At 69.7% G+C, this 13,929-nt stretch carries 7 protein-coding genes and 1 pseudogene; 7 read left to right on the top strand and 1 reads right to left on the bottom strand.

The window, feature by feature from the left end; all coding sequences use genetic code 11:
• Window positions 1–35: 35 nt before the first annotated feature.
• A complete protein-coding gene (locus tag J2739_RS18435; protein WP_309904222.1) occupies window positions 36–305 on the bottom strand; it encodes a hypothetical protein in 270 nt (89 codons plus the stop codon).
• A 119-nt stretch (window positions 306–424) separates the two neighbouring features.
• On the opposite strand from J2739_RS18435, the gene J2739_RS18430 reads away from it, so the two are divergent.
• From J2739_RS18430 to J2739_RS18405, 7 genes and pseudogenes are all read left to right on the top strand, one after another.
• Window positions 425–2,980 (top strand): ABC transporter permease, encoded by a 2,556-nt coding sequence (locus J2739_RS18430; RefSeq protein WP_309904220.1) that lies wholly within the window; start codon window positions 425–427, stop codon window positions 2,978–2,980.
• Window positions 2,981–2,990: 10 nt separating this feature from the next.
• Window positions 2,991–4,052, top strand: coding sequence for a lipocalin-like domain-containing protein (locus J2739_RS18425; protein ID WP_405053907.1), 1,062 nt, complete (start codon window positions 2,991–2,993; stop codon window positions 4,050–4,052).
• 93 nt (window positions 4,053–4,145) lie between these two features.
• Window positions 4,146–4,781, top strand: a complete 636-nt coding sequence (locus J2739_RS18420; RefSeq protein WP_309904218.1) for an FABP family protein — start codon at window positions 4,146–4,148, stop codon at window positions 4,779–4,781.
• A gap of 148 nt (window positions 4,782–4,929) precedes the next feature.
• Window positions 4,930–7,044, top strand: coding sequence for a TonB-dependent siderophore receptor (locus J2739_RS18415; RefSeq protein WP_309904216.1), 2,115 nt, complete (start codon window positions 4,930–4,932; stop codon window positions 7,042–7,044).
• Window positions 7,045–7,057: 13 nt separating this feature from the next.
• Complete coding sequence (locus J2739_RS18410) at window positions 7,058–9,478, top strand: PepSY domain-containing protein (protein ID WP_309904215.1); 2,421 nt, start codon at window positions 7,058–7,060, stop codon at window positions 9,476–9,478.
• 645 nt (window positions 9,479–10,123) lie between these two features.
• A pseudogene (locus J2739_RS28030) lies at window positions 10,124–10,225 on the top strand (ESPR domain-containing protein); the annotation flags it as partial.
• A 51-nt stretch (window positions 10,226–10,276) separates the two neighbouring features.
• Window positions 10,277–13,921, top strand: a complete 3,645-nt coding sequence (locus tag J2739_RS18405; protein ID WP_473774982.1) for a YadA family autotransporter adhesin — start codon at window positions 10,277–10,279, stop codon at window positions 13,919–13,921.
• Window positions 13,922–13,929: the final 8 nt, after the last annotated feature.

Genomic DNA, 13,929 nt, shown 5'->3' with positions numbered 1-13,929 from the left:
TCCCCGGACGAACGCCCGACGGTTCAGCTACGGGATCAGCGCTTCGGTGCTGGTGAAGGGAGGCTCGCGCGGCCGGCCGTCACATCCCCGTCGGCCGCGCGCTCCAGGACGGCCCAGCGCTGCGCCTCGATCTCGTTGAAGGCGGTCGCCAGCGTGGCGAGGCGGCGGTGCATGTTCGGGTTGTGCGCGGAACGCCTGAGCACCGCGGCGTGCAATGCAGCGAGGATGCGCTGTGTCTGGTCCAACTCCGCCACCAGGGCATCGGCCGTGGGAGCGGCGGGGGGTTCTCGATCTTCTTCGGACATGCCGGCCGGAGCATAGGCGCGTTGCGGCTGACGGCGCCTCCTACCGATGGAGGATACCCAGGCAGCCCGATTTGCGGCTGATCCTCGCGCGGCAGTGCCTGCGCGCAGAATCGGACCCGATGCGAACCCTCCTGCGCACCTTCTCCTGGCAAGAGCTCCGCCACCATCCCTGGCGCAGTGCGGCGGCCGTGCTGGCGGTGATGCTGGGCGTGGCGCTGGCCTTCTCGGTGCACCTGATCAACGCCTCGGCGCTGGACGAGTTCTCGAGCGCGGTGCGCTCGGTCAACGGCCAGCCCGACCTGGAGCTGCGGGCCGCGCAAGGCAGCTTCGACGAGTCGCTGTTCGCGCGCGTCGCGCAGTTGCCGCAGGTCCAGCTGGCCAGTCCCGTGCTCGAGACCCAGGCCGTGGCGCTCACCCGCGACGCGCACCGACTTCCGCTGCGCGTGCTCGGCGTCGACGCGCTGGTGCTGCCCACGATCGCACCCGCGTTGATGCCCAGGCCGAGCGCGGACGCCGATCGCTTTGCATGGATGGCGCCGGACACGGTGTTCCTGAACGCGGCCGCCCGCAACGTGGTCGGGGAGAGCGCGACGCGGCTGCAGCTGCGCATCGGCACGGAGGTGCGCGAGCTGCGCATCGCCGGCCAGATCGCGGCCGGCGGCGCCGCGCTGGCGGTGATGGACATCGGCGCCGCGCAGGATTTGTTCGGCCGCGCCGGCCAGCTCACGCGCATCGACCTGCGGCTCGAACCCGGCGCCGACCGCGCGGCCTTCATGCGCACTCTGCGCGAATCGCCGGGCTGGCCTTCGAAGCTGCAGATCGCCGAGCCCGGCGACGCGGCCGAGCGCGTGAGCAATCTCTCCCGCGCGTACCGCGTCAACCTCACGGTGCTCGCGCTGGTGGCGCTGTTCACCGGCGCCTTCCTGGTGTTCTCCGTGCTGGCGCTCAGCGTCGCCAAGCGGGCGCAGCAGTTCGCGCTGCTGGGCGTGCTGGGCCTCACGCCGCGCGAGCGGCTGCAGTTGGTGCTGGCCGAGTCGCTGGCGCTCGGCCTGATCGGCAGCATCGCGGGACTCGCGCTCGGCACCGCGCTCGCCGCTTTCGGTCTGCGGGTGCTGGGCGGCGATCTCGGCGGCGGCTATTTCGAGGGCGTGGCGCCGACGCTGCGCTGGCGCTGGGGCCCGGCCCTGCTCTACGGCGGCCTCGGCCTGCTGGCCGCGGCGGTGGGCGGCTGGTGGCCCGCGCGCGCGGCGCAGGCGCTGCCGGAGGCGCAGACGCTCAAGGGCCTCGGCGCCGCGCACACGCAGGGCGGTGCGCACAAGCTGGCGCTGCTGCTGATCGCCGCAGGCATCGCGCTGGCCACGGCGCCGGCGGTGTTCGGCATTCCGATCGCCGCGTACCTCTCGGTGGGCTTCCTGCTGGTGGGCGGCATCGCGGCCCTGCCCTGGCTGATCGCGCTGCTCTACGACCGGCTGGCGCCCTGGGCGGCGGGGCGCGTGCTGCCCATGCTGGCGATCGAGCGCGCACGGCGCATGCGCGCCACCGCGGCGGTGGCCGTCAGCGGGGTGGTCGCGAGCCTGAGCCTCGCGGTGGCGCTCACCGTGATGGTGGCGAGCTTTCGCGAGTCGGTGATGCATTGGCTCGACGTGGTGCTGCCGGCCGATCTCTATGTGCGCAGCGCGAGCGCCGGCAGCGGCGGCTCGGTCGGCAACGAGCAGGCCGCCTTCACGCCGGCCTTCGTGCAGGCGCTGTCGGCGCTGCCAGGCGTGGCGCGCACCGGCACGCTGCGCACGCGTGCGCTGCTGCTCGATCCCGCGCGGCCCTCGGTGACGCTCATTTCGCGCAGCCTCGACGACGGCGACGCCTCGCGCTCACTGCCCTTGCTCGGCGCAGCACTGCCGGTGCCCGCGGATGCGATCGGCGTCTACGTGAGCGAGGCCGTGGTCGAGCTCTACGGCGCCCGGCCCGGCGGGCGCTTCGAGCCGCTGGAGCGTGCCTTCGGCGGCAGCACCCGTTTCTTCGTGGCCGGCGTGTGGCGCGACTACGTGCGGCAGTTCGGCGCCATCACGATGCACGCGCGCGACTTCGAACGCCTCACCGGCGACCGCAGCGTGAGCGACGTCGCACTTTGGCTGGCGCCGGGCGCCGACGACGGGCAGGTCCAGCAGGCCGTGCGGGCGCTGGCCGCGCGCTTGCTCGGCACGGCCGATCCGGTCGAGATCGCCTCCGTCGGACAGCTGCGCGCGACCTCGCTGCGCATCTTCGATCGCAGCTTCGCCGTCACCTACTGGTTGCAGGCGGTGGCGATCGGCATCGGTCTGTTCGGCATCGCGGCGAGCTTCAGCGCGCAGGTGCTCGCGCGGCGCAAGGAGTTCGGACTGCTCACGCACCTGGGCTTCACGCGCGCGCAGGTGCTGGCGGTGGTGGCCGGCGAAGGCGCGGCCTGGACCGCGATCGGTGCGGCCGCCGGCCTGGGGCTGGGCCTCGCGGTGGCGGTGGTGCTGGTGCACGTGGTCAATCCGCAGAGCTTCCACTGGACCATGGACCTGCTCGTGCCCTGGGTCCGCCTGGCCGTGCTGTGCGCAGCGGTGGTGGCGGCCGGCACCGTCACCGCCTGGCTGGCCGGCCGCGCGGCGGCGTCGCGCGACGCGGTGCTGGCGGTCAAGGAAGACTGGTGAGAATGCCGCCATGACGGACATGCACGGACTGTCGCGCCGCGCCCTGCTCGCCATGACGGCGCTGGCAATGCCGGCGGCATGGGCGCTGCCGTTGCACACGCTGCAGTTCCCGCGTGACTTCGGCAGCCATCCTGAGCTGCGCACCGAGTGGTGGTACATCACCGGGCATGCGCGCGCCGGCACGCGCGAATTCGGTTTCCAGCTCACCTTCTTCCGCTCGCGGATCGAGGCCGCGCAGCAGATGCGCTCGGCCTTCGCGGCGCGGCAGCTGATCTTCGCGCACGCGGCCATCACCGACCTCGAGGGACGCAAGCTCTGGCACGACCAGCGCATCGCACGCGCGGGCTTCGGCATCGCCTCGGCCGCCGAAGGCGACACCGATGTCCGGCTGCGCAACTGGACGCTGAAGCGCGACGCCCAGGGCTACGTGGCCCGCCTGCCGGCCGAAGGCTTCGCCCTCGACCTGCGCTTCACGCCCACGCAGCCGGTGCTGCTGCAAGGCAAGGACGGCCTGTCGCGCAAGGGTCCCGATGCCGAACAGGCCAGCTACTACTACAGCGAACCGCAACTCGCGACGCAGGGCCGGCTCAGCTTGCAGGGCCGCAGCTTCGAGGTGCAGGGCAAGGCGTGGCTCGACCACGAGTGGAGCGAGGCCTACCTGCATCCCGATGCGGCCGGCTGGGACTGGGTCGGCATGAACCTCGACGATGGCGGCGCCTTGATGACCTTCCGGATCCGCCGGCGCGACGGCTCGGCGTTGTGGTTCGGGGGCGCGCTGCGCCGCGCCGACGGCCAGCTGCGCGTGTTCGGCGCCGATGAAGTCCACTTCGAAGGCGCCAGGCCCTGGACCAGCCCGCGCACCCGCGCCGTCTATCCGCTGCGCTGGCACATCGGCACGCCCGCGGGCGCCTTCACCGTTCAGGCCCTGCTCGACGACCAGGAACTCGACAGCCGCGGCTCGACCGGCGCCGTCTACTGGGAGGGCCTGAGCGAGTTGCTGGACGAGCGCGGGCAGCGCATCGGGCGCGGCTACCTCGAGATGACGGGGTATGCGCAGCCGCTGCGGATGTAGCGGCGCTACCTCTTCCAGCAGGCAGAATCGGCCCGGGCCGCGCGAGCACTCGCCGGCCGCCGAATGCCCCCCCACCCCGCTTGACCGACTGCCATGCCCAAGTTCCCCGATGACATCTACACCGAGCCTTCCGACCTCGACGGACAAACCCTCGCCAACCTCGGCCCGCTGCGCCGCATGGCGGGCCTGTGGCGCGGCGAGAAAGGCGTCGACGTCAAGCCGAAGGCGCAGGGGCCGAAGACGCAGGTCTACGTCGAACACTACGAGCTGCAGCCGATCGATCCGCAGACCAACGGCCCGCAGGTGCTCTATGGCTTGCGCTACCACACCTTCATCCACAAGCCGGGCCTGAGCAAGACATACCACGACCAGGTCGGCTACTGGTTGTGGGAGCCCGCGACCCGCACGGTCATGCACACGCTGGCGATTCCGCGCGGGCAGGTCGCGATGGCCAGCGGCCAGGCCAGTCCGGACGCGGACGGCTTCGAGCTCGCGGCCACGCGCGGCAGCCTGGTGAACGGCATCGTCTCCAACCGGTTCATCGAGCATGCCTTCACCACGCTGGAATGGCGCATCGCGGTCGCCTTCAACGCCGACGGGACCTGGTCGTACGACCAGGACACCGTGATGCAGATCCAGGGGCTGGCCGAGCCCTTTCACCACACCGATCGGAACACGCTCAGGAAGGTCGGCGAACCCTCGCCGAATCCCTTGGCCGTGCAGGCCTGATCGACCGGCGGCGCCGGCGCCGGCCAAAGGCTTCTCTTTGGAGCGCCAATATGAGAATACTTCTCATTTGTACGTCTACAATGCCGCCTGAATCAGCTCTCTTTCGAATGTCGTCGCCGGGACCCGGGCCCGTCGGTCCGACGATCCCATGCACAAGTTCTTCGTATCGATTCCGCTCGCGTTGGCGGCCCAGCTGGCCTGCGCCCAAGCCACCCCTTCCGTCCCCGAGGATCGTCGCGAACTCGGCACGGTGACCGTGCAGTCCGACCGCAGCAGCGGCTTCGTTGCCAACACCGTCGAAGCCGGCACCTTCCGCGGGGCGAGCATCATGGACGTGCCGGCCACCGTCAACACGGTGACGCGCGAGGTCATCGAGCTGCAGGGCGCGACCGGCATCTACGACGTGCTGCGCAACACCGCCGGCGTCACGCGCCAGCAGAACGCCGGCGACACCTTCGACCAGCTGGTGATCCGCGGCATCGCCGTCGAGAACCGCACCAACTTCCGCCTCAACGGCTCGCTCGCGATTCCCAACGTGTCCGAGATCCCGATGGAGAACAAGGAACGGGTCGAAGTGCTCAAGGGCGCCTCGGCGCTCTATTACGGCTTCACCTCGCCGGCCGGCGTGATCAACCTGGTGACCAAGCGCGCGGGCAGCACGCCCGTCGCCTCGGTCGGCACCCGCTTCGACGACCAGGGCACGGTGCAGGGCTTCGTCGACCTGGGGCGGCAATTCGGCGAGCAGAACCAGTACGGCCTGCGCATCAACGCGGCCGGCGGGCAGCTCGGCTCGACCATCGACGGCGTGGACGGCAGCCGCAAGTTCCTGTCGGCCGCCTTCGACTGGCGCGTCAACAACCGGCTCACGCTCAAGGCCGACCTGGAGTACGACCGCAAGCGCATCACCGAGCAGGCCGGCATCACGCGGCTCGCGGCCGTCAACGGCGTGATCGCGCTGCCGGCACTGCCCGATCCGCACAAGCTGATCGGCCCGCCGTGGGCGGTGTTCGAGGCCGAGGTCAAGAACAGCCAGCTGCGCGCCGACTATGCGCTGGGCGACAACTGGGCGCTGATGGCGGAGGCCGGCCATTCCGAGGCCCAGCGCGACCGGCGCCTGGCGATGTTCAGCAACTACGACGTGCGCACCGGCGCCGGCCGCATCACCGGCAACGTGCAGCACCTGGAACAGAGCTCCGATTTGCTGCGCACCGAGCTCTTCGGCAGCTTCGCGACCGGCGGCTTGCAACACGAGCTCACGCTGGGCGCGGCACGCAGTGACAAGAGCCAGGAGCCGATCTACCAGCGCAACTACGGCGGCGCCTCCACGGCGCAGAACTTGTACTTTCCGCGTCCCATCGGCTTCCTGCCGCTGACTGCGCTGCCCACTCGGCCCACCACCGGCGCGCAGGACAGCCGGGAGCTCGGCCTGTACGCGCTCGACCGCATCAGCTTCTCACCCGAATGGCAGCTGGTGGCGGGCGTGCGGCACACGCGCTTCGAGAGCACGCAGTTCGCCAGCGCGACGCTGCCGCAGGTGGACTACGACGTGAAGAAGACCACGCCGCTGGCTGCGCTGAGCTACAAGTTCACGCCGGATCTGATGGCCTACGTGTCTTATGCCGAGGGCGTGGAGGAAGGCGAAGTCGCCCCCACCGGCACCGCGAACCAGAACAACCGCATGCCGCCGGGCATCAGCAAGCAGAAGGAGGCCGGGCTGCGCTGGCTCACCGACACGGGCACGCTGCTGTCGGCCGCGCTGTTCGACATCGAGCGCCCCGGCGCCTACACCAACAGCGCCAACACCTTCGTGGCCGACGGCCGCCAGCGCTACCGGGGCGTCGAGCTCTCGGCGCAAGGGCAGCTGACGCGGCAGCTGGCCTGGCTGCTCTCGGCGCAGACGCTGGACGCGGCGTTCCGGGACATCGACGCCCAGTACAACGGCAAGATGCCGGAGAACACCGCCAGGCACACGGCCAGCGTCTTCCTTTCCTATGACATCGCGGCAGTGCCGGGCCTGTCGGTCAACGGCGGCGCCTACTACACCGGAAGGCGGCCGATCGACGACCTGAACCAGGACTTCATCGGCGGCTACACCCTCTTCGCAGCCGGCGCGCGCTACGTGACGCGGCTGTTCGGCAAGCGCACGCTGTGGCAGATCAACATCGACAACCTGGGCGACAAGCGCTACTGGGCGGCGGCAGGCACGCGGCTGGCCATGGGCGTGCCGCGCACGGTCAAGGCGACCGTCAAGGTCGATCTCTGAGGACGGGGGCGGCATGGCTTTTCTGCGACGCGCCTGGTTCCAGATCCACTGGTTCATCGGCATCACGGCCGGCTCGGTGCTGCTGGTCATCGGCCTGAGCGGGGCGGTGCTTTCCTTCCGCGCCGAGATCACCGACCTGATCGATCCCGGCCTGCATCGCGTGTCGCCGCAAGCGGCCGATGCGCAGCCGCTGACCCCGGCCGAGCTGCTGGACCGGCTGCAGGCGGCGCACCCCGGCCAACGCGTGGCGGCGCTGACGCTGTTCGCGCAAGCTGGCCGCCCGGCGCGCGTGAACTTCGCGCCGCCGCCGGGAGAGCGCCGCGGCGAGACGCGCCTGGCCGACCCCTACACCGCGGCCCTGCTGCCCGAGCCCCGGGCCGAGGCCTTCTTCGAGTTGGTCGAAAGCCTGCACCGCTGGCTGCTGATGCCGCGCGACACGGGCAAGCCCGTGACGGGCACACTGGCCGCGGGGCTGCTGGTGCTCGCGCTGTCCGGGCTGTACCTGCGCTGGCCGCGGCGGCCGCTCGCATGGCGCAACTGGTTGCGGCTCGACTTCGCCCTCCGAGGCCGTGCGTTCCTGTGGAGCTTGCACGCCGTGGTGGGCACCGTCGCCCTGCTCGCGTACCTGGTCTCTGGCCTCACGGGGATCTACTGGGGGTTCGATGCAGTGCGCGCGCGGGTCGACGACGCTGCCGGCGAAGGCCGCGCCGCGCGCACGCAGCGCATGCCGGGCGCCGCCGGCGCGCCGGTGCGGCTCGACCTGGAGCGCGTGTGGGGCTCGTTCCAGCAAGCGACGACGGGCGACTGGAGCCAGGTCACGCTGCGCCTCCCGGCCCGCAACGGCTCGCAGGTCGAGGCCAACTACCTGCGCGCCGAACCCGAGCACGAGCGTGCGCGCAACCGGCTCTCGCTGCACGCCGCCACCGGCGAGGCGACGCAGCACGAGCGCTATGCCGACAAGCCACTGGCCGGCCGGCTGGTGAACAGCATCTATCCCTTGCACATGGGCACCTACTGGGGCTTGCCGGGCCGCATCGTGATGACGCTCAGCAGCCTGGCCTTGGCACTGTTCGCGATCACCGGCTGGATGCTGTATCTGGGCCGCCGCCGCACTCAGCAGGCGGTTCGCGCGGAGCGAGTCCGCTGGAGCCTGCCGGGCACGGCCACGGCGGAGAGCAGCGAGCAGGTGCTGATCGCCTTCGCCACGCAGACCGGCCATGCCGAGCGCGTCGCGCTGCAGACCGCGGCCGCGCTGCGCGCCGCCGGCGTCGGCACCGTCGTCAAGACCTTGGCCGAGTTGAGCGCCGATGCACTGCTGCACTTCCGCAAGGTGCTGTGGGTGGTCAGCACCTTCGGCGACGGCGATCCGCCCGACAGCGCGCGCGCCTTCGCGCGCAGGTTCGCGCAGCAGGCCGGTCCGCAACTGCGGCATGTGCACTACGGCGTGCTCGCGCTCGGCGACTGGCACTACGCCACTTTCTGCGGCTTCGGCCGCAAGCTCGACCATGACCTGCGCAGCCAGGGTGCGCAGGCGCTGTTCCCGATGGTGGAGGTCGACAACGGAAATCCCGAGGCGATCGGCCGCTGGCAGCGCGCGATCGCGGATGCGTTCGATCTGCGCATCGAAGCCTGGCATGCGCTGCAGCCCGCGGCGGCTTCTTCCGAACGCGCGTTCGAAGGCTGGCGCCTCGAGCGTCGCACTCTCCTCAACGAAGGCAGCCAGGGCGATCCGCTCTTCGAGATCGAGCTGCACTCTGCCAGCGCACGGAACTGGGAAGCGGGTGCGCTGCTCGAGGTGCTGCCGCACCATCCGGACGGCAGCGCGCAGCCGCCGCTCGCGCCGCGAAGCTATTCCGTCGCGTCGATCGCCGCCGATGGCTGCATCCAGCTGCTGGTGCGGCAGGCGCGGCATGACAACGGCCTGGGCCTTGCCTCCGGCTGGCTGACCGCGCACGCGCCGCTCGGTGCGCACATCGACGTGCGGCTGGTCGCCAATCCGGGTTTCGCGGCGGCGGAGAAGGACGTGCCGTGCATCTTCATCGGCAACGGGTCCGGATTCGCCGGCCTGCGCTCGCATCTGCGCGAGCGCATGCAGCGGGGCCACGGCCGCAATTGGCTGGTGTACGGCGAGCGCCAGGCCGCGCACGACGCGATCTGCGCGGACGAGATCGCGACATGGCAGGCGCTGGGCAAGCTGCAACGCACCGACCTGGTCTACTCCCGCGACCAGGCGCAGCGCGTGTATGTGCAGGACCGCCTGCGCGAGGCGGCCGGGGAACTGCGGCGCTGGATCGCCGACGGCGCCGTGGTGTACGTGTGCGGCAGCCTCGAGGGCATGGCCCCCGGGGTGGACGCGGCGCTGTGCGAGGTCCTGGGCGCGGAAGGCCTGGACGATCTGATCGCGCAGGGCCGCTACCGGCGCGACGTCTACTGAACCGACGCCGGGAAGCCGCCGCCGTGGCCGTGGCGGTTTGCCGGGGATTCACCCCCTGGGGACGCCGCAGCATCGGCGCCCGCGCAATTGCTTTTGCAGTTCCGCGGGCTGCGCAGCAAATCCTCGCCAAGGCGTTCATCGCGCGGCAGTTTGCGCATTCCCCACAGAGCCATTGCAGGGCCTTCAATACTTCTGATTCAAGCTGCGGGATGCGCCAACTTATTTGGCTGACGTATTCCTTACATCCTTCGGGAACTTCCGTAAATCGATAGAAGGCTCAGTTAATTTCAGATTTTTTGGTAGGCATTTTCAAAAAACATTCGCGCCTGAGTTTGATAGTGCGGATCCCCCGCTGGCTCTGTTGGAAAGAAGGCACACCCCCCTATAAAAGTGCATTTCCGCGCAGTAAGAAATCCCCATTACAAGTAATTAAATCACCTTAAGCCATCCTGCTTCCTGCAATTACGAAAGTTTTCGTTGGAGTGGCCGTCCGAAGCGTTTGGGAGCGGAGTCGGCATCGCAAAAAGAGCTAATTTGTAAAAATCGAAGCCTTCGTTCTCCACGCGGCTCCGCTTACTTTAATATCGCGGCGCAATAAACAGTTTCGTTTGAAACATTTAATAATATCGTTTTATAAGTCGCGCCATGAACCAGAGCTATTTCACTGTTTGGAACGAATCCATTGGCGCGTGGGTCGCAGCGTCCGAGATCACGCGCGTCCGCGGCAAGTCTGCCGGCAGTCGCGTGGCTGTCACCGCTGCGGAATGCACGCGTCCCCCAACGCGCCGGGGGAGAGGCGTGCGCGCCGGCATCATGAGCGCGCTGCTGGCGATGGGCTGGATGGGATGGACCGCCTCGGCGCAGGCGCAATCCGTGAACTGCAGTGCGTCGCCGTACAACTACTACAGCGGCACCGCCTCGTGCATGGGTTGGCAATCCCAGGCAACCGCGGACGGCGCCACCGCGCTCGGATATCAGGCGCTGGCCTCCCTCAATTGGGCGACCGCCGTGGGTTTCCAGACCGTCGCTTCGGCACAGTACTCGGTGGCTATCGGCCGGCAGGCATCGGCCACAGGGCCGGGAGGCGCGATCGCGATAGGCAGCGCCACGGTCTCGAACAACATCAATTCGATTGCGCTTGGCGTGAATGCCAATGCCACTGCAGCCGGTGCCAGCGCCTTGGGAACCTTCGCCAGTGCTTCGGGGGGCAACTCAACTGCCGTCGGTGTCAGTTCCACGGCCGGCGCCAACTTTGCGTTCGCGGCGGGCTGGGGCTCCCAGGCCATCGGCCAGAATTCCACTGCGGCAGGACGTGAGGCCGTTGCCAGCGGCATCAACTCATCCTCTTTCGGGGCTGGAGCCAATGCGACAGGGGACAACTCTCTTGCTGGGGGTGTCAGCGCCGTGGCCGACGGCGTCGGCAGCACCGCGCTCGGTATAGGCACCCACGCCGCAGCGCTGCGCAGCGTCGCCATCGGATTCCAAGCAACCGCCACCGACCTGGATGCCATCGCGCAAGGCAATACCGCCAACGCAAGCGCCCAGAATGCCATCGCCATTGGCTTCCAGTCGATCGCCTCGGAGATAAATTCCATCAATCTCGGCGCGCGCACGCTGGTGGGAGCGGGCGCCACTGCGGCGGGCGCCATCGCCATCGGCACGGACGTGACGGCATCGCAGGACCGTGCGGTCGCACTGGGGATCGTCAGCCGGGCCACCGGCGCCAATGCGGTGGCAGTCGGCTCCCGGGCCAATGCGGCCGCGGCCAACGCCACCGCGCTGGGCTCGGGCGGCGTCTCTGCCGCGACCGCCGTGCGCGCCTCGGGCGCCGGTTCCGTGGCACTGGGCGGCAACACGACCGCTGGCGCCAACGCGGCAGGCATCGACGCCATCGCCATCGGCGGAGAGTCGTCCGCCACCCAGACCGAAGCGATCGCCATGGGCCGCCTGGCCAGCGCCTCGGCGTTGAACACCATCGCCGTCGGCAGCAATGCGCGGGCCGATTCGGCCGAAGCCGTCGCGATCGGCACCAACGCCACCGCCACCGGCGGTCGGGCGGTCTCCATCGGCTCCGGCAACGTCGCCAGCGGCAACGGCGCGGTCGCGATCGGCGACCCGAACACCGCCACCGGCAACGGCGCGATCGCGAGCGGTCTGGACAACACCGCCACCGGCAACGGGTCGGTGGCGATGGGCAACACCAACATGGTGGGCGGCGGCGGCCAGGCCGTGGGCGTGGCGGGCACGGCAGCGCAGGGTGCGGTCGGCATCGGCTACCAGAACACCGTGGTCGGCCAGGGCAGCGTTGCAATCGGCAGCACCAGCCGCGCGCTGGCTGCAGGGGCGGTTGCCTTCGGGGACACGGCGGTGGCGAACAACGCCGGCGACGTGGCGCTCGGCTCCGGCTCCTCGACGGCGGCGGCCGTCGGCACGCCCAGCACGGTGATCGGCACCACCACTTACAACTTCGCCGGCACCACGCCGACGAGCACGGTCAGCGTCGGCGCAGCAGGCGCGGAGCGCACCATCACCAACGTGGCCGCCGGCAGGATTTCCGGCGCCTCCACCGATGCGATCAACGGCTCGCAGCTGTTCGCCACGAACCAGCAGGTGACGGCGAACACGACCCAGATCACCAACCTCAGCAACACCCTCGGCGACATCAACACCGGCGCGGGCATCAAGTACTTCCACGCCAGCTCCACGCTGCCCGACTCGCAGGCCCTGGGAGCGGATTCGGTCGCCATCGGTCCGAACGCCGTTGCCAACAACTCCGGCGCCGTGGCGCTGGGCGCCGGCTCCACGACGGCGGCGGCGGTCGGCACGGCCAGCACCGTGATCGGCACCACCACCTACAACTTCGCCGGAACCACGCCGAGCAGCACGGTCAGCATCGGTGCGGCAGGTGCGGAGCGCACCATCACGAACGTCGCGGCGGGCCGGCTCGACGCCAGTTCCACCGACGGGATCAACGGCTCGCAGCTGTTCGCCACGAACCAGCAGGTGACGGCGAACACGACCCAGATCACCAACCTCAACAACACGATCGGCGACATCAACAGCGGCGCGGGCATCAAGTACTTCCACGCGAATTCAACACTGCCCGACTCGCAGGCTCTGGGAACGGATGCGATCGCCGTCGGCCCGAACGCGGTCGCCACCGGGGCGGGCAGCATGGCGCAGGGCCTGGGCGCCAGCGCCTCCGTCGATGGATCGGTCGCACTCGGCTCCGGCTCGGTCTCCGACCGCGTCGTCGCGGGCAGCACAGGCGACATTCCCGCAGGCAGCTCGCTGATTCCGTACAACACGACCGACCGGACGCTGCTGGGCGCCGTCTCCGTCGGCAGCGCGACCACCTACCGCCAGATCACCAATGTGGCCGACGGCACGCAGGCGCAGGACGCCGTCACCGTTCGCCAGCTCAGCGGTGCGCTGCAATCCTTCGCTGTCACGCCGATCCAGTACTTCCACGCCAATTCCACCGCGATGGATTCGCTGGCCATCGGTGCGGAGTCCGTGGCGGTCGGTCCCCGGACCGTGGTCAATGGCGACAACGGGGTGGGCATCGGTAACGGCGCCATCGTGCAACAGACCGCGCCCGGCGGCGTGGCCATCGGCCAGGGTGCGACCTCGCATCGGGCGGACTCCATCGCGCTCGGCACGCAGTCTTCTGCGGCCGCGGTCCAGGGCGTTGCGATCGGCGCGGGCAGCAGCGTGACCCAGGCCGGTGGCGTGGCGCTCGGCGCCGGCTCGGTCGCCTCCACGGCAGCCGGTGCGGCCGGCTATGTGCCCACGGGCGCGTCCACCTCGCAAACCGCCGCCGTCAACGCGACCACCAGCACGCTGTCCGCGGTGTCGGTGGGCGACGCTGCGAACGGCCAGTTCCGGCAGATCACCGGCGTGGCGGCCGGCTCGCTGGACAGCGATGCCGTCAACGTGTCGCAACTGAAGGCTGTGCAGAACACCGTGGCCAGCGTCGACCAATCCGCCGTGAAGTACGAAACCAATGCGGACGGCACGACCAACTACAACAGCGTGAAGCTGGGCGGCACGAACACGAACGCTCCGGTGACCCTCCACAACGTCGCCGACGGCGTGGCCGGCAACGATGCGGTGAACGTGAATCAGCTGAATGCCGGCATTGCGGCTGCCAACCAGTACACGGACGCCAAGCTCGGCCAAGTCCAGGCCAATGTCGAGAAGGTGAGCAAGGAAGCCAATGCCGCGGCGGCAGGCGCCATGGCGATGGCCAACCTGCCGCAGGCCTCCCTCCCCGGCAAGAGCATGGTATCCGCCGGTGTCGCGGCCTTCGATGGCCAGGCCGCCGTCGCCATCGGGGTTTCGAAGCTGGCGGACAACGGCCGGTGGATCGTCAAGTTCAGCGGAACGGCCAACTCGCGCGGCAAGGTGGGCGTCGCCGCCGGCATGGGCTTCCACTGGTAAGCACCGGA

Source organism: Variovorax soli (assembly GCF_031454625.1).
GTDB lineage: Bacteria > Pseudomonadota > Gammaproteobacteria > Burkholderiales > Burkholderiaceae_C > Variovorax > Variovorax soli_A.
Note: the sequence above shows the minus strand (reverse complement) of the source record. Positions and strands in the feature narration are given on the sequence as shown.

What these genes read in the sequence shown, in the direction of transcription:
- J2739_RS18425 (WP_405053907.1), top strand. Translation starts at nt 2,991, where the DNA reads ATGACGGACATGCACGGACTGTCGCGCCGCGCCCTGCTCGCCATGACG.
- J2739_RS18430 (WP_309904220.1), top strand. Translation starts at nt 425, where the DNA reads ATGCGAACCCTCCTGCGCACCTTCTCCTGGCAAGAGCTCCGCCACCAT.
- J2739_RS18415 (WP_309904216.1), top strand. Translation starts at nt 4,930, where the DNA reads ATGCACAAGTTCTTCGTATCGATTCCGCTCGCGTTGGCGGCCCAGCTG.
- J2739_RS18435 (WP_309904222.1), bottom strand. Translation starts at nt 305, where the DNA reads ATGTCCGAAGAAGATCGAGAACCCCCCGCCGCTCCCACGGCCGATGCC.
- J2739_RS18420 (WP_309904218.1), top strand. Translation starts at nt 4,146, where the DNA reads ATGCCCAAGTTCCCCGATGACATCTACACCGAGCCTTCCGACCTCGAC.
- J2739_RS18410 (WP_309904215.1), top strand. Translation starts at nt 7,058, where the DNA reads ATGGCTTTTCTGCGACGCGCCTGGTTCCAGATCCACTGGTTCATCGGC.